22 protein-coding genes are annotated in these 21,232 nt (G+C 40.7%); 8 read left to right on the top strand and 14 right to left on the bottom strand.

Annotated elements, in window-relative coordinates:
* Positions 1-337 precede the first annotated feature (337 nt).
* Both AC4MCC_RS01760 and AC4MCC_RS01755 read left to right on the top strand, forming a co-directional pair.
* Positions 338-1,348: an esterase/lipase family protein gene (locus AC4MCC_RS01760; RefSeq protein ID WP_491885616.1), complete on the top strand. Its 1,011-nt coding sequence runs from the start codon at positions 338-340 to the stop codon at positions 1,346-1,348.
* A 170-nt stretch (positions 1,349-1,518) separates the two neighbouring features.
* A complete protein-coding gene (locus AC4MCC_RS01755; protein ID WP_491885842.1) occupies positions 1,519-2,499 on the top strand; it encodes a lipase family alpha/beta hydrolase in 981 nt (326 codons plus the stop codon).
* A gap of 61 nt (positions 2,500-2,560) precedes the next feature.
* Here AC4MCC_RS01755 and rplS read toward each other — a convergent pair whose 3' ends face one another.
* From rplS to ispH, 12 genes are all read right to left on the bottom strand, one after another.
* The gene (rplS, locus tag AC4MCC_RS01750; protein WP_004787066.1) at positions 2,561-2,932 is read right to left on the bottom strand and encodes a 50S ribosomal protein L19; all 372 of its coding nucleotides are present in this window, start codon (positions 2,930-2,932) and stop codon (positions 2,561-2,563) included.
* Between the two features lie 206 nt (positions 2,933-3,138).
* Positions 3,139-3,879, bottom strand: a complete 741-nt coding sequence (gene trmD / locus AC4MCC_RS01745) for a tRNA (guanosine(37)-N1)-methyltransferase TrmD (protein WP_491876480.1) — start codon at positions 3,877-3,879, stop codon at positions 3,139-3,141.
* Between the two features lie 42 nt (positions 3,880-3,921).
* Positions 3,922-4,470, bottom strand: a complete 549-nt coding sequence (gene rimM, locus AC4MCC_RS01740) for a ribosome maturation factor RimM (RefSeq protein WP_004787070.1) — start codon at positions 4,468-4,470, stop codon at positions 3,922-3,924.
* A gap of 21 nt (positions 4,471-4,491) precedes the next feature.
* Complete coding sequence (gene rpsP / locus AC4MCC_RS01735) at positions 4,492-4,749, bottom strand: 30S ribosomal protein S16 (protein WP_004826436.1); 258 nt, start codon at positions 4,747-4,749, stop codon at positions 4,492-4,494.
* Positions 4,750-4,891: 142 nt separating this feature from the next.
* Positions 4,892-5,377, bottom strand: coding sequence for a type IV pilin protein (locus AC4MCC_RS01730; protein ID WP_491885615.1), 486 nt, complete (start codon positions 5,375-5,377; stop codon positions 4,892-4,894).
* Positions 5,365-5,826 carry a type IV pilin protein gene (locus tag AC4MCC_RS01725; protein ID WP_491885614.1) on the bottom strand — a complete coding sequence of 154 codons (462 nt, stop codon included), beginning with the start codon at positions 5,824-5,826 and terminating at the stop codon, positions 5,365-5,367. The genes AC4MCC_RS01730 and AC4MCC_RS01725 overlap by 13 nt, the downstream gene beginning before the upstream one ends.
* Positions 5,827-5,836: 10 nt before the next feature.
* Positions 5,837-9,472, bottom strand: coding sequence for a pilus assembly protein (locus tag AC4MCC_RS01720; RefSeq protein ID WP_491885613.1), 3,636 nt, complete (start codon positions 9,470-9,472; stop codon positions 5,837-5,839).
* A 14-nt stretch (positions 9,473-9,486) separates the two neighbouring features.
* Positions 9,487-10,299: a pilus assembly protein PilX gene (locus AC4MCC_RS01715; protein WP_491885612.1), complete on the bottom strand. Its 813-nt coding sequence runs from the start codon at positions 10,297-10,299 to the stop codon at positions 9,487-9,489.
* Positions 10,299-11,210: a prepilin-type N-terminal cleavage/methylation domain-containing protein gene (locus AC4MCC_RS01710; protein WP_491885611.1), complete on the bottom strand. Its 912-nt coding sequence runs from the start codon at positions 11,208-11,210 to the stop codon at positions 10,299-10,301. Before AC4MCC_RS01710 ends, AC4MCC_RS01715 begins: the two co-directional genes overlap by 1 nt.
* Complete coding sequence (pilV, locus tag AC4MCC_RS01705; RefSeq protein ID WP_432242169.1) at positions 11,207-11,755, bottom strand: type IV pilus modification protein PilV; 549 nt, start codon at positions 11,753-11,755, stop codon at positions 11,207-11,209. Before pilV ends, AC4MCC_RS01710 begins: the two co-directional genes overlap by 4 nt.
* Complete coding sequence (locus tag AC4MCC_RS01700; RefSeq protein ID WP_432242168.1) at positions 11,752-12,183, bottom strand: pilus assembly FimT family protein; 432 nt, start codon at positions 12,181-12,183, stop codon at positions 11,752-11,754. Before AC4MCC_RS01700 ends, pilV begins: the two co-directional genes overlap by 4 nt.
* 162 nt (positions 12,184-12,345) lie before the next feature.
* Positions 12,346-13,296, bottom strand: a complete 951-nt coding sequence (gene ispH / locus AC4MCC_RS01695; protein ID WP_180031245.1) for a 4-hydroxy-3-methylbut-2-enyl diphosphate reductase — start codon at positions 13,294-13,296, stop codon at positions 12,346-12,348.
* A gap of 135 nt (positions 13,297-13,431) precedes the next feature.
* On the opposite strand from ispH, the gene gmk reads away from it, so the two are divergent.
* The 3 genes from gmk (at position 13,432) to AC4MCC_RS01680 (ending at position 16,737) form a co-directional block, all read left to right on the top strand.
* Positions 13,432-14,055 carry a guanylate kinase gene (gene gmk / locus AC4MCC_RS01690; protein ID WP_004787090.1) on the top strand — a complete coding sequence of 208 codons (624 nt, stop codon included), beginning with the start codon at positions 13,432-13,434 and terminating at the stop codon, positions 14,053-14,055.
* Positions 14,056-14,132: 77 nt separating this feature from the next.
* Positions 14,133-14,414, top strand: coding sequence for a DNA-directed RNA polymerase subunit omega (rpoZ, locus tag AC4MCC_RS01685; RefSeq protein ID WP_004650579.1), 282 nt, complete (start codon positions 14,133-14,135; stop codon positions 14,412-14,414).
* 217 nt (positions 14,415-14,631) lie between these two features.
* Positions 14,632-16,737, top strand: coding sequence for a RelA/SpoT family protein (locus AC4MCC_RS01680; protein WP_491885610.1), 2,106 nt, complete (start codon positions 14,632-14,634; stop codon positions 16,735-16,737).
* A 76-nt stretch (positions 16,738-16,813) separates the two neighbouring features.
* On the opposite strand, the gene AC4MCC_RS01675 is transcribed toward AC4MCC_RS01680, so the two are convergent.
* Positions 16,814-17,875 (bottom strand): RNA-guided endonuclease InsQ/TnpB family protein, encoded by a 1,062-nt coding sequence (locus tag AC4MCC_RS01675; protein WP_491885609.1) that lies wholly within the window; start codon positions 17,873-17,875, stop codon positions 16,814-16,816.
* A gap of 132 nt (positions 17,876-18,007) precedes the next feature.
* Between AC4MCC_RS01675 and AC4MCC_RS01670 the strand changes: the two genes are divergently transcribed.
* From AC4MCC_RS01670 to bfr, 3 genes are all read left to right on the top strand, one after another.
* The gene (locus tag AC4MCC_RS01670; RefSeq protein WP_104425645.1) at positions 18,008-18,391 is read left to right on the top strand and encodes a RidA family protein; all 384 of its coding nucleotides are present in this window, start codon (positions 18,008-18,010) and stop codon (positions 18,389-18,391) included.
* A 155-nt stretch (positions 18,392-18,546) separates the two neighbouring features.
* On the top strand, positions 18,547-18,741 hold the full coding sequence (locus AC4MCC_RS01665; RefSeq protein WP_004787097.1) for a bacterioferritin-associated ferredoxin: 195 nt from the start codon (positions 18,547-18,549) through the stop codon (positions 18,739-18,741).
* 226 nt (positions 18,742-18,967) lie between these two features.
* Complete coding sequence (bfr, locus tag AC4MCC_RS01660; protein WP_034705394.1) at positions 18,968-19,432, top strand: heteropolymeric bacterioferritin subunit Bfr; 465 nt, start codon at positions 18,968-18,970, stop codon at positions 19,430-19,432.
* A gap of 54 nt (positions 19,433-19,486) precedes the next feature.
* Here the strand turns inward: bfr and AC4MCC_RS01655 are convergent, their stop codons facing one another.
* Positions 19,487-21,121: a PglL family O-oligosaccharyltransferase gene (locus tag AC4MCC_RS01655; protein ID WP_491885608.1), complete on the bottom strand. Its 1,635-nt coding sequence runs from the start codon at positions 21,119-21,121 to the stop codon at positions 19,487-19,489.
* Between the last annotated feature and the right edge of the window lie 111 nt (positions 21,122-21,232).

Here is a 21,232-nt window from a genome sequence, read left to right as displayed (position 1 = left end):
TCTTGGTCTGATTACTTTTTTTAACATTGTTATTTGTTTCCAACTATTTCAGCCCAATAATTTATCAATCTTAGATTTCAAAGAGTTAACAATAAAATACATACGTATATAAATTTAAAATTTATAAACTCATAAATGCTCACCTGGCGTGGCCCAAAATGACATGGAATTGGCTCATCAGCATGAAAAAATGCTTCTGCTTCAAAATAATAATTTTTGCACGTGATTGAAGATTAGGTCTGCATGATCGAGACATCCAACTTCAATATTTATCGCGCATCAATACTCCCGAGCAATGATTGCTTTTTATAACAATAAAATGAACAAAGGAACGGTTATGCGTACTTTTATTAAAACAACACAGATGCTGGCACTTTCCTTGGCAGCAGGTCTCGGTTTTGGCTTTTCAACACAAACCCAGGCAGCAGCAAGTGCAGTTCAGGTCACTGAAAAAGCCAAATCAGACTATGCCAAAACCAAGTATCCCATTCTAATGGTGCATGGCTGGTTAGGCTGGCAACGCATAGGTACCGATACCATTGGTTTAGATTACTGGTATCAGATTCTGCCGGATATGGCTCGTAATGGCTCGACCGTGTTTGCCGCCCAATTGTCGCCTGCCAATACCACGACTCACCGTGGTGAACAGCTCATTCATCAGGTCGATGAAGTGCTGGCAATTACAGGGAAGGAAAAAATCAATCTTATTGGTCACTCACATGGAGGGCCGACAGTACTTTATGTGGCAGCGACTAGACCAGCGCAGATTGCATCCATTACGGGGGTCGCAGGCACCTATCATGGCTCTAAAGTGGCCGACGATATTCAGAACAATACTCTTACCCGCACTGCTTTCAATATTCTCGGTGATTATATTATCGGGCCACTGATCGCACTGGGACAGTTCAAACCTGAACTGGAAATTGATTTCGATGCATCCATGAAATCCCTGACCCAAACTGGCTCTAGCTCTTTTAATGCCAGCGTGGCTAAACATATGGTGCAGGATGGTGTCTTAGCCTCAACAGAAAATTGTAATAAGAACCTGAAACCAAAAGATCGCAACGGTATCTATTATTATTCTTGGACCGGTGTGGCTCAAGCGACCAATGCACTGGATATTGATACCATCCTGATGCAGCTTGGCCCTTTATCTTATGGCAATAAAGACAATGATGGCATGGTTGCCCGTTGTAGTGCATTTATTGGTAAGGTGATTAATGACCAGTACAAACTGAACCATACCGATCTGGCCAATATGATGTTTGGTCTTAAAGGCCTGTTTGCTCCAGATCCGGTGGCGATGTACCGTCAGCATGCCAATCGTTTAAAACTTCAGAATCTATAATTTTCATCGCCCTTATATCTACGGATATAAGGGCTTTTTCGTTATTTTCACTTTAAAAAACTAAGGAGATAAAAAACTCAAAACGCTTAATGGGTCAGCTTCTAAGCTGGCTATTCCCCACATTATGGCGAGGATCGCCTTAACACAACAACAAGAATGAGGAAATAATGATGAAATATGGAGTATTAACAGCAAGCCTGCTCATGGCAGCGACCTGCTTCACGGCTCATGCCTCCACTCAGGCCAGTCAGGTGACGGCGAAAGCCAGTTCACAATATGCCAAAACCAAATATCCGATTGTATTTTCACATGGTATGGCGGGTTTCATCCGGGTTGGCACTGACCAGTTTGGACTGGATTACTGGTATCAGATTTTACCAGATCTGGCCCGTAATGGTGCGAATGTCTGGGCAACACGGGTCTCCCCTTTTAACTCCTCTGAAATTCGCGGTGAACAACTTTTGGAGCAGGTTAAGGAAATTGCCGCAATTACCGGAGCAGATAAAGTTAACCTAATCGGACACTCACATGGTGGCCCAACGATTCGTTACGTAGCTGGTTCAGAACCTAAACTGGTGGCTTCATTAACCACAGTAGGTGCACCGCATAAAGGTTCACCGGTTGCAGACCTGATTCTAAAAGCTGAAGGGACTGCTATTGAAGCGCCGCTGGTCGGCACAATAAATCTGGTTTCTAAAGCCATTACCTGGGCTCAAGGCCTGGACCCAAACTCTTATCCGCATGATTCACTTGCGGGTGGCAGCAGTTTAACGGCATCAGGCTCTGCGAAATTTAATCAGAGATATCCCATTGGCATGCCCACCACAGCCTGTGGTGAAGGTGAATATAGATGGAAATACGGTAATAAAGAGATTTACAACTATTCCTTTACTGGCGTAGGAACAGTGACCAATCTTTTGGATCTTGACTCTGCACTCAAAGTCACGAGTCTCTTAATTGATGGTGGTAAAGAAAATGATGGTTTAGTGGCTCGTTGTAGCGCCAAGTTTGGCAAGACGATTCGGGACAACTACAACTGGAACCATCTGGATGAAGTGAACCAGGTCCTCGGATTGAAGAGTATATTCGCACCAGACCCTGTAGATGTTTACCGTCAGCATGCTAATCGTTTAAAATTACAAGGTTTATAAAATTTAAACATAAAAAAATGCGCCTAAAGGCGCATTTTTTTGCAGATAAGCAAGGCTAAAATTAACCTTGTTTACGAGCTGGCAATTTTTCACGAATACGTGCAGCTTTACCAGACAATTCGCGTAGGTAGTAAAGTTTAGCACGACGAACGTCACCACGACGTTTCACTTCGATTTTAGCAACGATTGGAGAGTGAGTTTGGAATACACGCTCAACGCCAACACCGCTAGAAATTTTACGTACTGTGAACGCAGAGTTCAGACCACGGTTTTTCTTAGCAATGACAACGCCTTCGAACGCTTGTAGACGTTCACGGTCGCCTTCTTTTACTTTTACTTGGACAACTACTGTGTCACCTGGTGCAAAAGCTGGGATGTCTTGTTTAAGCTGAGCATTTTCAACAGCTTGTACTAAAGGATGCTTACCGCTCATGGGGTATCTCCAATATGTGCGAGTCAGAAGAGGTCTGATCATCGCTGGGTATAGAGGCTGAATCGCATAGACCCGATTGACTTTCCCTTTATGCTTGACCGCTTCAATGCATAAAGAGCCTATTTATGTACTTAATTTACATTAAGCAGTTTAGCTTGCTCGAAGCATAGCTTCTCGCCTTGCGCTCGGGTAAAGCAATGCTTTACTCACCCTCGCTCATCTTTTAGCCATTTCTTTTGCTGCTTGGTCAGTTCAACTTTTTCTACCAACTCAGGCCGGCGTTCCAAAGTGCGCTGATATCGCTGCAAAAACCGCCATTTCTCAATATTGGCATGATGTCCCGATTTCAAGATGTCCGGTACATCCATACCTTCGAAATGGTCTGGCTTGGTATATTGTGGGCAATCTAGAAGACCATCCACAAATGAGTCTTGCACGTGAGATTGTTCATCTGACATTGCACCCGGAAGTCTCCGGATAATACTGTCCAATAACACCATCGCAGGGAGCTCGCCACCCGATAATACGTAATCTCCAATCGACCATTCCTGATCAACATATTTCTGGATCAAACGTTCATCGACACCTTCATAACGTCCACACAGTACAATCAAGCCATCATATTTAACGAAGTCCTGTACTGCAGGTTCATTTAAGGTTTTTCCTTGCGGTGACATATACACCACAGGAACGTTAACTGCACCCGCTTGCACTGCAAGCTCTTTGGCACGATGAATTGCTTTTGCTAATGGCTCAGCCATCATCACCATACCGGGACCACCCCCAAATGGACGTTCATCCACCCGTTTGTAATTCCCTTCAGCAAATTCGCGTGGATTAATACAATGAATTTGCATCAAATCACGTTTTGCTGCGCGCCCGCTAATACCGTAGGCTGTAATCGCTTCAAACATTTCAGGAAAAAGCGTAATGACTGCAAAGAACACCGCAGACTCCTCATTTTCCTGCTGCGTTAATCCCGTTAAGGATTAATAATCTACGCCCCAATTTACGTAGATACGACCAGCTTCGAGATCAACACGCTGTACCACATCTTTATGCCATGGAATCATTCGCTCTTCGCCATCGACGCTGTCAGCAGTAGCGCGAACCACCATCACGTCATTGGCACCTGTCTCAAACATTTCATGGATTTGACCGAGATTCACTTCCTGTTCTTCTTCATCCAGACCTAACACTGTTAGACCTTTCAAATCAGACCAGTAATACTCGTCCACGCCTGGTTGAGGTAGTTGCGATTTAGAGATCCAGACATTAGCACCAACCAGACCGTCTGCTGCGGTGCGATCACTCACACCCTTCAGCGAAACAACCAGGCCCTTACCATGTGGTTTCCAACGTTTTACATCGACAATTTGCCATCCTGCTTTGGTCTCAATGTACCAAGGCAGATAGTCAAATATGTTGCTCATAGGTTCTGTATTGGAATAGACCCAGAGCCACCCATTTAATCCATATGCTGAACGTAACTGTCCAATCTGAATACGATCTTCGGGAACATTCTGTGTTGGTGTCATGGGCTACCTGCTACCTTAAAATTAAGCAGCAGCTGCAGCTTTCTTAGCTTGAGCAGCTAGAGAAGCAACACGTTCAGAAGGTTGAGCACCTTGAGAAACCCAATGAGCAAAACGGTCAGCATCTAAACGAAGTTTTTCTGCTTTACCTTGAGCTGTAGGGTTGAAGAAACCGATACGTTCGATGAAACGACCGTCACGTGCATTACGGCTATCAGTCACAATGATTTGATAGAACGGACGTTTTTTAGCACCACCGCGTGCAAGACGAATAACAACCATGATAGAACCTTATAGTTTTTACGGATTATTCATGTACCGACCACCGGAACACTTCAAACCCCTTTCATAGAGGGCAATATTTTACGCGAAGTTTGCCCTGAATGAAAGATCAAAAGTTGGTTATCCACAATTTTGAATTTGGTTAGCGTCCGTCCCAAGTAGAAGTGTTCATCAATGAAGCTGCACAATTTGTTGGCGTTGTTGTCTTTGACCAATGTCGGAATCCTTGATAATCAATACACATTGCACCATTTCCTCGCTGCGATTCTGACGTAATAGGATCAGCAATTAATACCCAACGTGTATAATTAGCTATTGTAGAACCATCCGATTTTATCTCAGCAGGAAAAACTAGACTCAAATTATAAAGCCCATTTTCAGATACCCCTGAAACCCCTATATCACTCAAACTAATTGTTGTAGTAGCTGACTTTTTATAATGAAAATTTGCAATCTTATAACGATTAATTTTACTCACAACTTCCATGAGTTCTGCTTGAGTATCTACTCGATTTACCCTGATCTTATAACCCTGATAGGATGGCAAAGCTATAGCAGCTAATATACCGACGATTGCCACCACGATCATTAATTCAATAAGTGTAAAACCATTTCTTAATCTGTCCATGAAGCTTCCCCACTACAACCCAGATCAATCGTACTACCTTGTACTTTTTTACACTTCAGTCCCGTACTCGTCATGACAAATTGCTGCAGTTTTGGATAACTCGCACTTGGGGTAGCGAGAATCACCCAATTTCTACCAGTTGCATCTGTATCTGTCAGTGCATTATCTGTGTCATCACCATCTTTAACACTAAACGTATATTTAGCATTGGTAGAAGTCGGATAATAATCCATTCCACTTTCAATAGCATAATTCAGATAATTAAATTGGCGAGCCTTGAACTTCTCCAATTCAGTTGCAATTTGTTGTATTCGCTGCTTTGCTACAGCTTCATCAGAACGCTGTATATAACTCTGATAACTTGGAAAAGCGATTGCAGCAATGATAGCAATCACCATCACTACAATCATTAGTTCAATTAGTGTAAAACCCTTTTTATATTCGTTCACCATATCCTCCTTAATTTCGCTCGTACCAACTATAAGGAGTCAGCTTTATTTTATTACGATATAATGTATTTAAAATTTTGTTGCTAGTAGGATTTCGATTTTCAACAGGGCCAATGATGCTACGATAAGGAACACCATTCGCATCAGTACTCTGGCCTAGAGTTATACCTAACAGCCCCTTACCCAAGGTCATAGTATTATCTTCAACTGTATCGCCTGCTCCACATTGTCCATATGGCATACAGAATCTATACGCACGACTTGAGCCATAAATCCCTGCACCACAAGCCTCCTCACTACCGACACCTTCAGCATCAAAAGTACTCACATATAAGTCTGAGTCCAACAACACTAAATCACTCTGAACTTTTTCTACCGCCTTACGGTTACCAATTGAAGCAGAAGAAGGAAATTCATAATACCAGCCTTTATAGGAAGAATTTTCATTATAGTCTTCACCGGCCTGGTCTTCATCAGAAGCTAGCTCGCGATCTTCATCTGTGATTTGTTGTAAATTACTACGGCCGATACTCAATGGTCCTTTAGTTGAATTCGCAGGATTTTTATCTGTAACGGCTAAATCATAAATATTATAAATTGCATCATTCAATAATTTCTGATTCTCTGTATCACTTTCATCTGGGGTCACATATTGCGAATCAATTACTTTCCCTAATAAAGGTGTACTTCGATTACCACTTCCTATACTAAGTACTGCAAATATACCAGTAGCGTTACGATATATACTGAATGCTGGCATTTCGTAGAACCGAGGTGCATATTTTCCTGTTTCTTTAAAATTAGCTAAACGAGTAACCTTACCAAAGTCAGCTTTTGAGTCGGAAGAAACATGGTCGGATTTCAAATCAATACGGAATACTTGCCCACCTAAATCCCCAAAATACAGATGATCTACGTCACCATCTCCTTCGCGGTCCACTGCTTTAATTTGACTGACAACACTATATTCTAAATTATCTTCATCTCCACCAGATGCATCATAGGTCGTCCATAGTAAATCACCTGTATCAGCATCGAACATATAGACACCTGCACCTTTAGCACTTTTGCCGGTACGGAAATCTTCATATTCAGGATCATAGCCTCCACCAACAATCATGACTAATTTTCGTTGCCCTTTCCACTGTACATAAGCAATTGTCGGCTTAGACCAGCTTTGTCCCATTTTAGCTAAATCTGTATAAGGCGTACCTGTAGTACTTCCATTTTTATAAACATAACCAACCGTTCTTTCTGTACCTTCAATAGGATCTCCATTGCCATCAACATCAGAAATTGTCTTAGCTGCTGGATCAATTCTGAATTTAACCGTTGGTGAATCAATATCTGTTAAGTCTAAGGCATAATAGCTGGAACCACCCATACGCATACCACCATAAACCCATTGTTTACCTTTTTTCCCAGAAGTTGGATTAACTTCAAACTTATCCAAACTATTGTTATAGACATATTCCGTATGCGCTGTCCATGCACCATCAATACCGTAATACAAATGATCCATACCATTACCTGTGGTATTCGGTTCACTTAATAAAGCCTTTGGCTGAGCAGCCAACATTTCTTCTGGGATAAATGTAAAGATTTCCTTACCGCCATCATAATCAGCAGGAGTCTCATCATTCGCATATGTATCTGCCTCACGGCCAGTCTTTACAACATGCAATGCGCCTTGTGTCGTTCCAAATAAGATATAGTCATCGCGATCAACAGTCTCATTCGATTTTTTAGTATCACTATAAGTAATTTTTCCTGATTGAGTGAGTAATACTGGTGTAGAGTGCATAATTGCACCTATCGAGCGGTTTTGCTTCCTGTTCTCTAAATTTGTGAGCTCTAGAGAATCTAATGCAGCTAGCTCATCTAATTCAGTTTCTGACAAATCATAACCAAGCGCTCCCAGCAAGTATTTATTATTACCTGTAGCGATTTTTTCCTGCATATATTCCAGATTAACTTTCTGAATTGAACCACCCGCATTTGTAAATACTTTTCTTGCAAAATCAGCACCATTAGTAAATACTTGCAAATTAAGTTTACTCAATAAGCCTCCGTAAACTGCTAAATCTGCAGAGGCACCATTCACCCAAAAATCCTTTGTTGCACTCTTTAAAGCACCATCTGCACCAAAAACTTTCTCATCGTTCTGTCCAACCAACACCCCATCTTTAACACTGAATTTTTTTAAATTACCAAACCAAGCTTCAAAGTCTTCAGACGGCTTTGGCTGAAATTGAGGGAAATAGGCATAGGACTGAATTACTATCGGGTTTAGTCGATCTTGCGGAATTGCAGCCGTACCCGTAGTAATTGCTGGAATAGGGACCTTCACAGATTCAACAAATTTTTGCACACTGTCAACAATATCAGCAGTATTATCGGCACTAAACCATCCACCTTTCCCAGAAATTGCCGCCTTAGCTGCAGCTTTTTGGAAAGCAGTACTAAATAAATTATCTACATCCGATTTAGTATAATTTTTTGAAAAAAGTATATTACTACCAGATACATCTTTGAAACTAAATTCACTTCCGAATCCGACAACAGCAGTTTTAACTTCTAATTTTTTTGAATGTTTTTTATTTGCCAAATATCCAGCTGCTACATCAAGACATTCCCAAGAATCTGTACAATTACCTATAGTTTCAGTTTTCTGATTTTTACCAGAACCAGTTTTAACTTCGTCATAAGTTAATTGCGAATCGCTGTCCAAATATTTATTCAGATAAGCGCTACTAGTAGCACTTGTTGAACCTTTAAATGAGTCAGAGCGAGGCTCACCATCGGTTAAGAAATAAACCCCGTATCCTGCACATTGATTCGCAGCGGTTGACATATATTTTAATAACTCAGATGCCCCATAACTATAACCCTGAGCAATAGGAGTAGAAGTTCCTGCCCCAAAACTATTAATTTTTTTTAAAAGTTTTATTCTACCCTCATCGTCAAGAGTAACTGGATCATGTAGCGTCTTGTGGTTTGGAAATACCGTCATACCTATAACTGTATTATTCGGCAAATTATCAGCATTACCTATTAGCTCTGCTAAACTTTTTTTCAAAGCCGTGCGACGATCTGAACACTTATAAACATCTCGTGCTGGTACAGTTACATCACCAACATAATATTTGATTTTTGCACCACTACCTGAAGAATATACAGTTCTTTTAATTGTATAGTTTTGTAATAAGGTACATCCCTTCTCAAAATTTGTTTTATTTAAAGTATTAGAGAGCCCATCCACTACAGATTTATCAATTAAACAATATCTACCCGTATATGAATAAGATTCTTTAGATTTATCTTCTTTTTCATATTCTAGATTATGAGTTTCATCAAAATAATAACCACGTTGATTCTGAAAATCAGTTTTATTAGGTGAAGACGGTGGAGTTTGACACCAATAATTATTATTTGCTTTAAAATCATTGGTAATTGGAGTCTGGCTACTTTCACCATGTGCCATTGAAGCTGATTCATCAAGAATTAACATAAGATTAGCACCACCAGTTGTCGGAGCTTTATAAATTTCAATATCACTGGCATAGGTCATGCTTGTTTGGCAAATCATTGCTGTACTTAACGCAGTTAACCCTGTGACTAAGCCATGTCTTGTCTTATTTTTCATTGCTATGTCCCCAATTATTTACCAATATTTTGCATAAGTGAGTAGGTTGCCACTTGTGTATGTGTCGGCACACCTAAATCCGTTAAACACTGTGAAACTGTTAATTTCGCTAATTTAATTGCTTCTTTTTCATCTTCAGTTGATTCATCAGTAATTTCACCTTCTAAAGATGTAACTTTTGTTTCAGGAATTGCATTAAAATGATTGCTAAAACAATTTTTTATAGCTGATGAAAACTGACTGCTAGTTAAATTAGTATTTTCAGAAAGGTTTGGAAAAATTGTTGTAGCCACCACCGTATACAACTGTGCTGGATCTGCTTTTGCACTTTCTGAATCAGTTCCGGTTTGCATGTGCTGGAAAGCCGCTGCTTCAGACATATCTGCTGCCTTAATTGCAATTTGCGTCATGACTGTTTTACGGTGAGTACTAAAATATCCGCCATCGATCTTACAAAAACCAAGCTGACTTAAGCCATTATTCGTTACAGTATTTCCATCCCAATTAATCAGACTCGCTTTGCTTAAATCAAAAAAGCGAGTGTCACCTGCTTTATAGCAAAATACCAATTCCTTCCCTGAATCATCTTCAGCCTTAATGAAACCAAACATGCCATTCAATGCCATACTCCGCTCAAGGTCAGTCGGATTTTCAAGCTGAAATAGTGCAGCATCTGAGTTTTGGATCATCAGCTGCTGAGCTTGAGCGGAAGTAACGACTCGAAGTTGCGTAGTACTTGATCGAATAGCTAAAGCACCTATTACCGTAATAGCCACCAATAATAGGAGAACGACAATGAGGGTAGCACCATGTTGATTTTTATACATTATCGATCCCCCAAAGCATTACGCAATGCAACGGTCTGCACGATAGGAGTCCTTAAATAACGTCTAGGCTGGTCTGAATTCAACGTTACTTCAAAATCACTCCATAATTTAAAAGTTGGTGCAACAGGTATTGTGCTCTCCGTACTAGTATCAGAAGCTCTGGAAATCACCGCCAATTGTACCGATAAAATACGTGGTTGATCTGAGGTAAGATCTGCATACTCTTCCAAAGTCATATATTTTTTCGCAGCCCCCTCCTGAACTAAGAATCTCACCTTAAATAACTCAACTCTTTTTAAAATAATTTCGCCATTGTTATAAAGTGTGGAATCTAGAGTTGCTGTAGCACCCTCTTCAGGGATGCTATATCTTCCTGCAGCACAAGCCAAAACTTTCTTTTCCTGTGCTGTAGTCTCATGATTAGCAGGGCTATTGTCTGCTCTTACAAAATATCGCTCCACAATAAATTCATTCCGTGAATCAATTTTCCCACCAGCACAATCAAATCCACCAACCTCAGCAGGACGATATTGAATAACTAATTGATCATTTTTCACTGCACCCGTACTGGTAAAGTTGCTTTCATCTTCCGTAGTTAAGGAGCTGTACTTATCATTAAAGTCTGCACGACTAGTGACCCCACTTGGCAGATTATTTTTATTAAAAATAATGCCTGACTTAGCGACATCAGGCTTTACCGTAGCCAAATTATTATTCAAATTAGCCAAGCGAATGTGAGATGTCAGATAAGAAAGGCCAAAACTTTGGTCATCCTGTAAACTATTCGCACCATTTTGTAAAATGAGATTTCTCTGTCCAGATAAAAACAATAAAGTTGCGCTAGCAGCAATAATTAAACCCAATGCCATCGCAATCATGAGTTCAATGAGCGTAAAACCAGTTTGTTTCATTGGTAAAGCTCCATAATCACACAGGTCGATTTAGTATTGTATGAAGCTCCATTTGTACAATCTGTTGTTCCTGCATCATTTGTTGCAGATGTATTTCCCCAAGCAACATATACACAATAACGCCCATTGGTTGTACTAGACGCAGATTGTTTTGGGCATTGCATCAAATTCATACTCATACCCAAATTTTGAGCAAAAGTAACAATTTCCTTTACATCATAATCTGCAAGCTCTGACCCATTACATTCTGCTGTTACTGATCCACAGTCTTTATCATTAGTATCTGTTTGTTTTTCAGCATCTGACATCTCTGTGAGATAGGATTTAGAGGCTGTACCAAATGTCCATCCATCTCTATTGACACGGATACGTTCAGCCAGATCACGGGCAATATTAATTGCCTGTACACGCTGAGCACTTTCTGCTGTCGCCTCTAATGCTCTCATTTGCAGCATCACATATCCAAGTACACCTATTGCCAGCACAACTAAGGCAACTAATACCTCAATCAGACCAACACCTTTTTGATGATCTTTTGAAATCATGTACAAGCTCCCTTTTCAACCTTATGTATTTGTCCCAATGCTGTCAGGGTAATTTTTATTGATTCACTGCTACCCGTATTCTTACAAACTTCAATTACATCAAAGGTAGAGCGCAAAAAACCTTGTTTATCGAATTCGACTTCCGCGTCAGACGCATTTTTTAGCCGCGCTGAGCCTTCACTAATCCAGTTAAAAACAGGTGGATTATCTGTCCCAGCAACGTTTAGCTTTAAAGTAACCCCTTGATGATTCAATACCGCATAAGTACGTGCTTGCTTGATCTTATCGATCAAGGCATTTGTATTTGACTTAAATTTTTGGTTTTTTATCATATTCCCAAAAGAAGGCGCTGCAATTGTTGTAAGAATTGCAAGTACTGTGATTGTAACCATGAGCTCAATTAACGTAAAACCTTTATTCTTTTGCACACTCTTCCCCAGCTCCAAAACTTTCCCCTATTAAAAATAATATCTATAAATTTTACAAAACCTACACAGAGTAGATAAAAGGCATAAAAAAACAGATAACTATCATATTATAGCTATCTGTTTATTTTTTAATGAAAAATAAATTGTTAAATAGTTAACAATTTAAGCCTGTGTTACAGGAATACGTAACTCTTTTGGCAAACTAAATGTAATATTCTCTTCTCGCCCATCCAGTTCTTTGGGTGCCTGTGCACCCCAATCCTGTAAACGCTGAATCACCTGCTTAATCAAAATTTCCGGGGCGGAAGCACCTGCAGTTACCCCAATTTTAGAAATATTGGTAAACCATTCCTGTTTGAGCTCATCTGCATTATCGACCAGATAAGCCGATTTACCCATACGTTCCGCGAGTTCGCGCAAACGGTTTGAATTGGATGAATTTGGTGATCCTACAACCAACACAACATCGCAACGTGCAGCTAAATCACGTACTGCATCCTGACGGTTTTGTGTCGCATAGCAAATATCATCCTTGCGTGGGCCTTGAATATTCGGAAATTTTTTGCGAAGCGCATCAATGACTTTCGCTGTATCGTCAATCGACAAAGTTGTTTGCGTTACAAAAGCGACTTTCTCAGGATTGCGAACTGTTAAAGCGGCAACATCCTCTTCATCTTCGACCAGATAAATGTCACCGCCATTATTTTTATCATATTGCCCCATGGTGCCTTCAACTTCTGGGTGGCCCTCATGACCAATCAGAATCGCTTCCACTCCCTCACGTGCATATTTGGTCACCTCAATATGTACTTTAGTGACTAGAGGACAGGTCGCATCAAAGACTTTTAAACCACGGCGTTCAGCTTCCTGCTGTACAGCCTTAGACACACCATGTGCACTAAAAATCACGATATTGTCATCTGGCACTTCATCCAGCTCATCGACAAAGATCGCACCACGCTGGCGTAAGTCATCAACTACGAATTTATTGTGGACTACTTCATGACGCACATAAATGGGTGGATTAAAGCATTCTAGGGCACGGTTCACGATCGCAATGGCACGATCCACACCGGCACAGAAACCACGCGGGTTAGCTAAAACAATTTCCATAGAAATCCTCAATACTCACTCAATTTATGGCGCTACAATTGAAATAAATGTAAAACAATCGACGTACAACTATTTAGTTTAAAGCCGGTCTACTCTAAAATAGAGAAGATATTTTATCATATCAGGAAAAATATCATGTCGGGTCTCTTGTTTGTCGTTTCTGCAGCGTCTGGAACGGGCAAAACATCCCTCGTTAAAGCATTACTTGAACGCGTCAACAATCTTCATGTTTCTGTTTCTCATACGACACGCGGTCAACGACCTGGCGAACTCGATGGCGTACATTATCATTTCTCGACTAAAGAAGACTTTTTAAACCTGGTCGAAGAAGGTGGTTTTATTGAATATGCCGAAGTCTTTGGTAATTATTACGGCACAGCGCAAGCGACTGTAAAAGAACAACTTGCCAAAGGTCATGATGTATTACTTGAAATTGACTGGCAAGGTGCACAACAAGTTCGTCGACTTTTTCCTGAATCTAAACAGATTTTCATTCTTCCGCCAAGCCAGTTTGATTTGCGTCAGCGTCTTTCCAACCGCGGTACAGACTCTGTTGAAGTGATTGAACACCGTCTTAGCTGTGCAGTCGAAGATATGCAGCAGTATGTCAACTTTGATTATGTCATTATCAATGATGACTTTAATAAGGCATTACATGATCTTGAATCTGTGATAATTGCCAATCGATTGGTCCTTTCCCAGCAAGCGACCCGCCATGAAAAATTGATCCAGGCTCTAATTACTCCAAGCGAACAGTGATTAAAACTTGAGTCTCCAGACAAAGCATTTTATACTGTGCAGTCTGTTGAAATTTACTATTCAAAACGAGAATTCTTATGGCACGCGTAACCGTTGAAGATTGTTTAGACCATGTAGACAACCGCTTTGAGCTTGTACTAGTGGCAAGCAAACGCGCGCGTCAATTGGCACGTCAAGGCATTGAACCAACTGTAGAATGGGACAATGACAAACCGACTGTAGTTGCTTTACGTGAAATCGCTGCAGGTCATGTATCAAAAGATATTTTGAAACAACGTGATCAAGATTATCAAACTTCAAGTTTAGACCTTGCTCTTTCTGCAAATAATCTAAATTTAGATGGTTTTTCTTTCCAATAAGAATAAACCATTCCAAAAAGCCTAGTTTTAAACTAGGCTTTTTTTGTTCTGTGACTTTTATATTTTGCGCAGAACGGTTATAACATAAGAGTTAGCTCTAAAGTCAGTATAAATTTTTCACTCGTTGATATGAAAAAACTGACCCACTTTATGTTATACATTTCATACGAGCTTTCTCTGTTTTATTTGTTAAAAAATCCAGTTTTAAAGGTGTTTTATGCCAGGCCCACAGGTCAGTGAAGCTAAGCAACAGTTAAAAATTATTATCGACGCGTACTTAAGTGAAAGCGATGTCGAACGTGTGCTTGCGGCCTGTGATTATGCCGATATTGCCCATGATGGCATTACCCGTAAAAGTGGTGAACCCTATATTCTGCACCCTATTGCAGTGAGCTGTATTCTGGCCCATATGCGTCTGGATACTGAAACCTTAATGGCAGCGCTGCTGCATGATGTCATTGAAGATACCGACTTCAATAAAGATGACATTACTGAAAAATTTGGCAGCACGGTTGCAGAGCTGGTTGATGGTGTCACCAAGCTCAGCCATTCTAGTGATAAGGAATATAATAAAGCGGCCTCTTTCCGTAAAATTCTGCAAGCGACTCTACAGGATCCACGTGTCATTATTGTGAAACTGGCAGATCGCTATCACAATATGACTACGCTGGAAGCATTACGCCCGGATAAACGCGCCCGTATTGCCCGCGAAACCTTTGAAATTTTTGTTCCAATGGCACGCTTGGTCGGCATGAATGAAATGGCAGATAATCTGGAACATCTCTGTTATCAGAATCTGGATCTGGATATGTATAACGATGTCCAGGCTGCCCTTCTGGAGACCAAGCCTAAACGCTGTGAATATCAGGCCAAGTGGGAACAGAAACTTAACGAATTACTACAGCAATATGCCATTGAAGGCCGGGTTAAAAAGAAAAACAATAATATCGAGCTATTACGTCACTTTGTAAAAAATGATATTGATCTACAGGAACTTACCCATAGCCACGCATTTGAAATTATCTTACAGAGTATTGCTGACTGTGACCGCCTTGCCGATATCCTGACTGAGAGTTTTACAGTTCAAAATTACCAAGATAATATCCGTCGTCCTCTACCTGGCGGCAACCAGTCTTTAACCATGCGCTTAAAAGGTGAAAAGACCACCCTGTCGCTGACTATTCAAACAGAACTGATGCGTAAAGCTGCACGCTTTGGTGTCGTACTTGGTGAAAATGCCCCTCAAGCCTGCCGCTCTGCCATTCAGGCATCCATGCAAAATCTGAACGTACTGGTTGATGGTAAATGCGCCAAAACTACGTTCAGCGAATTACTGGATTATCTGCATCAGGAAAAAATTTGGGTTTATACCCCTCATGGTCATCTGCATGAGCTGCCGCAAGGTGCGACTGCTGTTGATTTTGCCTATGCCGCCAGCCTGTTCCTCGGTAACCATGCTATTGGCGCCAAAATTAATGGTGAAACTAAACCACTTTCTACACCATTATTGAGTGGTCAGGTCGTTGAAGTGATTACTGATGTCCTAGCAACTCCAAACCCGGACTGGCTCAGTTTTATTAACACCCAAAAAGCCCGTCGCGCGATTCAGAATATCCTGCGCGATCAAGACATTGATGAACAGCGCCTTGTGGGTCAACAGGCCCTCAACCGTGCCTTAAAACTTTTCCAGTGTTCTATTCGCGATCTGACCGAAGCTGACTGGAAAAATGTACTGGAATGGCGTCATGTTCCCACTAAAGAGCAACTATTTGAACAGATTGCTGTAGGTGACTTATTACCACAACTGGTTGCTAACCATTTATTTGCACATGACCAGTATCAAAATGCGAATAGTTCAGGTCGTCTTATTCAGGGTACAGAAGGTGTAGATGTTAAATACGCACATTGCTGCAACCCGGTACTTGGTGATCCAATTCAAGGTCATCTGACTCGTCGTGGCCTGATTGTACATCGTGCCCGTTGCCATAATTTATTGCAGGAACAACACATGCATCCTGAAAATATTATGCCTCTACAATGGACGACTGAAGATCTGGATGATGTTAGCTTTACTGCCTATCTCTGTATTGATCAGGCCATGGACGATGAACAGATTTCTGATCTGATTTATCAATGTCGTAAAGGCCATACAGGTGTAGAGATGGTACGTAATTATGATGGCAAAACTTATGTAAATATTGTGGTGCATAACCGTAAACAGATTGCCAAGATTATTCGTGATTTACGCATGCATTTCGGTTTTCCACGTATTACCCGCTTAGAACAGTCGCTCAATATTGCTGAAACCTCTAAAGCCAGTTAATCATTTAAAACGATAATGCTTTTGCCCATGGCAATGATCTAATATGATGTATGTTGATGTTGACATCCTCCCCGACCTAAAAGACAGGGATTCCTACTGCTAGACGCTCATGCCCGAGCGCAAGAATGTTTAGAGCTGAGTTTTTATCTCTATCGTGAGCTGTACCGCAGTTCACGCACTTCCATTCTCTTATTCGCAAATCTGCTCTACCTTTCGGACTACTTGCGGTGATCTCACCACAGTACGAACACATTTGGGTGGTATAGGCTTCATTGACTTCCTCAAACAATACTCCTGCGTTCTCGCATTTATACTTGAGCATCGTTTTTAGTGCTGAAAATCCTGTATCTAAAACAGACTTCGCCATTTTAGTTTTTACAAGTTTCTTGGCACTTAAGTCACCTACAACAATAAATGCATTGTTTTTAATAAGCATGGTGCTTGCTTTGTGCAAATGATCTTTACGACAATTTGCAATCTTAGCGTGTAATGCACGAACACGTTTCTTATTTTTTGCTCGTTGAGCTATACCTAGTTTTTGTTCATACTTTCTATAGAACTTTGGATTTGAAATCACAGTACCATCTGAGCAGGTAGCAATATCTTTTAGACCAAGATCAATACCAATTGCTTTAGTAGAAGTCGGTTTATCTTGTTTAGGTGATTCCACAACAAGACACACGTACCAGCGCCCACGACTATCCTCAACGAATGAGCCTGTTTTAACGCTGTATTTGCCTATACCATAACTATCCCATAGGTTAAATTTCTGTTTGCCGTATTGCACATAGCCATCAGCGTAATTTATCCCCGACTTCTTAAATGGTATCCAACCAAGTGAACGTCTTGCTGACTTCTTATTACTCACACGCCATTTTAATTTTGCTTTTTTAAACTGTTTTCTTTTACCAGCATATTCTTCCCTGATTGCATCCACTGTTTGACTATGCAAACCACACAATTTTGAAGTTCCTTTTGTGTATTTAGCCATATCGAATGCTGAGAAAAAGCTACCTGTTCTTTGCAGGTGATTGAAACTCAAATCATTCACATAATTCCAAACAAAGTTCACCTCAGCTGCTAATTGGTCTAGCACCTTGCAATGTTTGTCTTTTATGCGTAATTTAAGTGTTTTCATGAGCTTATTTTAGATCATGTTAAATTAAATGTATTGATTTTTAAAAAATTCAACGACATTTTATGTCGTATTGCTTATATCTCTGACTTTCAGGACAGAGTTTTACGCTCCATTTGATAAAAGGAGAAATTAATGTTCCGCCAAGTAATCCATACTGAAAATGCCCCGGCTGCCATAGGTACCTATTCACAAGCAATTCTAGTCGGGGATACGCTTTATTTATCCGGCCAGATTGGTCTGGATCCATATAGTATGGAACTGGTCGAAGGCATCGAAGCTCAGATTCGCCGTGTGTTTGATAACCTGAAAGCGGTTTGTGAAGCAGCAGGTGGCTCATTGGCTGATATTGCAAAGCTAAATATCTTCTTAACCGACCTTTCTCATTTTCAGCTCGTCAACCAGATTATGGGGGAATACTTTGCTCAACCTTATCCAGCACGTGCTGCCTTAGGTGTAGCAAGCTTACCGAAAGGTGCTTTAGTTGAGATGGATGGCATCGTCGTTATCAATCAATAAGTTATAGCAAATTAAGAGATACCACCTATTAGGTGGTATTTTTTTATCTGAATCATCAATCATTATAAAAAGCATTTTCAAATGATTTTTATTGACAAACGATAACAATTATCAATAATATCTCTTATCTTATTTATTCACTGTGGTTGTGTCCTATGTACGTTTGTCTATGCCGTGGCATTACAGATCAAGACATTAAAGATGCTATTGCAAATGGCGCCGAAAGTTACCGTGATGTGCGTGAAATGCTTGACCTAGGCACATGTTGTGGTCGTTGCGCTCCAGAAGCCCGTATGATCATCAGTGATGAAATTTCCCAGATTGCTGCACGGCTAGCGGTTGCTGCCTAAAGCGGATAACGATAATTATAAAATCAATGGTCTCGTATCATTACTCCTCCCCCGCCTCTGACTCTGGCGGGTTTTTATTGCTTTATATTTCACCTGAAGCTTTTTGATTGCGATTTTCATTTGCAGTTCAATAAATTACTCGCCATTGCTCGCTCGATTGATTTAAGATAAGTTAATCAAAAACCCATAGCGATAAATGGGTTGACAGGCTATATGGAGTGATACAATGAAAGGCAATCGTGATGTAATTAATCAGCTGAACCAGGTGTTGTATCACCACCTGACCGCGATTAACCAGTATTTCCTGCATTCACGCATGTTTAATGACTGGGGCATTGAAAAACTGGGTTCGGCAGAATATAAAGAATCCATCCGCCAGATGAAGCACGCCGATAAAATCATTGAACGTATTTTATTTCTGGAAGGCTTACCAAACCTGCAACATCTTGGCAAATTATATATTGGCCAGCATACTCAAGAAGTACTGCATTGTGATGTACGTAAAGTAAAAGAAAATATTGAAGTCATTCAGCAGGCCGTCGCTTTGGCAGAAACACAGATGGATTATGTAACCCGTGACTTAGTACGTGAAATTCTGGAAAAAGAAGAGGAATATCTGGACTGGACTACGACTCAGTTAGATCTCATCGAAAGTATTGGTATTGAAAACTATATTCAAAGCCAGCTCTAAACTTAGAATGAATCAATAAAAAAGCCAGCTCTTGCTGGCTTTTTTATAGGGAATTTATCTTGGCATATCCTGAATCAATTCCTCATAACTAAGTTCAGTTTTCTGAATGACTTTTAAGCGTTGCAACTGATGCTTGGCTTCATCTTCATAACCATTAAAAGCTAGCAATTTGGCATATTTGATCAGGTTATACTTAGTCGGATAACTTAATACCATCTGCTCACCTGCTTGAACCTGTTGAGGAGATGCTTTGCTATAAGGATTAAGACGAATCCAGGCAATACGATGATTAAACTCGGTCAACAGATAAATTGGTTTTTCATTGGTGATTTTTTCCGGCTGTTTTTCATAACGAATACTTTGCCCAAGTTTGGGTACAGCAACATCATAATCCCGATAAATCACAATCAATAAAAGCAATCCGACAGCAAAAATGAATTTCATGCCGATTGATGGCATAACTATTATTTTAATTTTTGGATTTTGTGCCAAAACCGTACCCAGAATAAAACCTACTGGCAACAGGAAATAGGCATAATGCTGTGGAAACTCAAACATGGCATGTGTCACAAAAGTCCCGATCATCAAGATCCCGATGACAGACTCTGGCGTATTCGCCCAGCGCTGCAACTGATAGCCCAAATAACCAAAGTATGCCAAGAACGCCAGACCAATGATCAATCCATTCCAGAGCAGGAAATCGATAATAAAATTATGCGCACTTCGAATCCAGACCGGGCCTTGTACGGTATCGCTGATTGAAACGAACGCTACGCTAGTTTGATACCAACCATAGCCAAACCATGGCTGAGCCTGAATCGCGGCAATCATTTGCTGCCAGATTGCGAGGCGTGACATATCGCCGGTAGCACGAGCAACTACATCACGGCTTTGCACTATATCTGCATCTATCACCTGAGCAGCTAACTGGCTAAGTAGTGGGAAAACAGCAATACACGCAATAAAGAAAACAAACCATATAATGCTGTAATACCATTTCAGGCGGATCACACCTTTATATTGGTAAATAGCGAGATAAATCAGAATCGCGACGGCAGCCACCCAAGAGGTACGTGATTGACTCAGTGCAATACCCATGAGCATTGGCACTGCACATAATACGAGCCACTTTGTTGCAAGCTGCCTTTTCTCATACAAATAGAGCGTTGCCATGAGTGACATCACCAAAAAGGTTGCCATATTGTTTGGCTGAGCAAAATTGGCAAATGGACGCTGTGTGCCACTGATATTGACCATACCCGGTAACACTGCATCTAGATTCGACCACTGACATAGAGCAATGAGACCTGTCACGGTACCAGATACTAAAAACACATAGCTCAGATAGCGAAATGTTTCTTCTCGTTTGCTTTGAACGAGTGATAAGTTATAGCCCAATACACTTGAAAGCCAAAAACCCAGCACAAGTAGACTGGTCATCAGTGCAGTACTGAAAAAATAAACATGTCCCAAGCTATATTGCACCCAAGGAACACATGCCAAGAGCAATAAAGGCAAAGTCAGTTTAGGAAGGCTTAACCGATCTTTTAGACACATCGCAAACAAAGCAAATAACGCAAAAAATGCGTATAGCTCACCTGTATAAGTCACCCATGGACGGTAATGAACAGGCATAAGCCAAGCGAGTGAGATGAGGATTGCTGCGATCAGGGCGAGCGTGAATTTCATGTGGAGAATAAGCGATGGAGGTTGGGCATATGATAAACAAAAAAGCAGATGGATGGGGAATCTGTATATGCGTATCGAAATGATGTAATATAAAATTTGGGGAAATTCAGC

Source organism: Acinetobacter sp. CAU_H_56, from assembly GCF_058599425.1.
Note: the sequence above shows the minus strand (reverse complement) of the source record. Positions and strands in the feature narration are given on the sequence as shown.

Bases quoted from the DNA above. Each gene is read 5' to 3' on its own strand.
- AC4MCC_RS01670 (WP_104425645.1), top strand. From the start codon at position 18,008: ATGTTCCGCCAAGTAATCCATACTGAAAATGCCCCGGCTGCCATAGGT.
- AC4MCC_RS01665 (WP_004787097.1), top strand. From the start codon at position 18,547: ATGTACGTTTGTCTATGCCGTGGCATTACAGATCAAGACATTAAAGAT.
- rimM (WP_004787070.1), bottom strand. From the start codon at position 4,470: ATGACACCAACACAGAATGTTCCCGAAGATCGTATTCAGATTGGACAG.
- rplS (WP_004787066.1), bottom strand. From the start codon at position 2,932: ATGAGCGGTAAGCATCCTTTAGTACAAGCTGTTGAAAATGCTCAGCTT.
- AC4MCC_RS01730 (WP_491885615.1), bottom strand. From the start codon at position 5,377: ATGGACAGATTAAGAAATGGTTTTACACTTATTGAATTAATGATCGTG.
- pilV (WP_432242169.1), bottom strand. From the start codon at position 11,755: ATGATTTCAAAAGATCATCAAAAAGGTGTTGGTCTGATTGAGGTATTA.
- rpsP (WP_004826436.1), bottom strand. From the start codon at position 4,749: ATGGTTGTTATTCGTCTTGCACGCGGTGGTGCTAAAAAACGTCCGTTC.
- rpoZ (WP_004650579.1), top strand. From the start codon at position 14,133: ATGGCACGCGTAACCGTTGAAGATTGTTTAGACCATGTAGACAACCGC.
- AC4MCC_RS01715 (WP_491885612.1), bottom strand. From the start codon at position 10,299: ATGTATAAAAATCAACATGGTGCTACCCTCATTGTCGTTCTCCTATTA.
- AC4MCC_RS01755 (WP_491885842.1), top strand. From the start codon at position 1,519: ATGAAATATGGAGTATTAACAGCAAGCCTGCTCATGGCAGCGACCTGC.
- gmk (WP_004787090.1), top strand. From the start codon at position 13,432: ATGTCGGGTCTCTTGTTTGTCGTTTCTGCAGCGTCTGGAACGGGCAAA.
- AC4MCC_RS01710 (WP_491885611.1), bottom strand. From the start codon at position 11,210: ATGAAACAAACTGGTTTTACGCTCATTGAACTCATGATTGCGATGGCA.
- AC4MCC_RS01655 (WP_491885608.1), bottom strand. From the start codon at position 21,121: ATGAAATTCACGCTCGCCCTGATCGCAGCAATCCTCATCTCACTCGCT.
- ispH (WP_180031245.1), bottom strand. From the start codon at position 13,296: ATGGAAATTGTTTTAGCTAACCCGCGTGGTTTCTGTGCCGGTGTGGAT.
- AC4MCC_RS01675 (WP_491885609.1), bottom strand. From the start codon at position 17,875: ATGAAAACACTTAAATTACGCATAAAAGACAAACATTGCAAGGTGCTA.
- AC4MCC_RS01720 (WP_491885613.1), bottom strand. From the start codon at position 9,472: ATGAAAAATAAGACAAGACATGGCTTAGTCACAGGGTTAACTGCGTTA.
- bfr (WP_034705394.1), top strand. From the start codon at position 18,968: ATGAAAGGCAATCGTGATGTAATTAATCAGCTGAACCAGGTGTTGTAT.
- AC4MCC_RS01680 (WP_491885610.1), top strand. From the start codon at position 14,632: ATGCCAGGCCCACAGGTCAGTGAAGCTAAGCAACAGTTAAAAATTATT.
- AC4MCC_RS01760 (WP_491885616.1), top strand. From the start codon at position 338: ATGCGTACTTTTATTAAAACAACACAGATGCTGGCACTTTCCTTGGCA.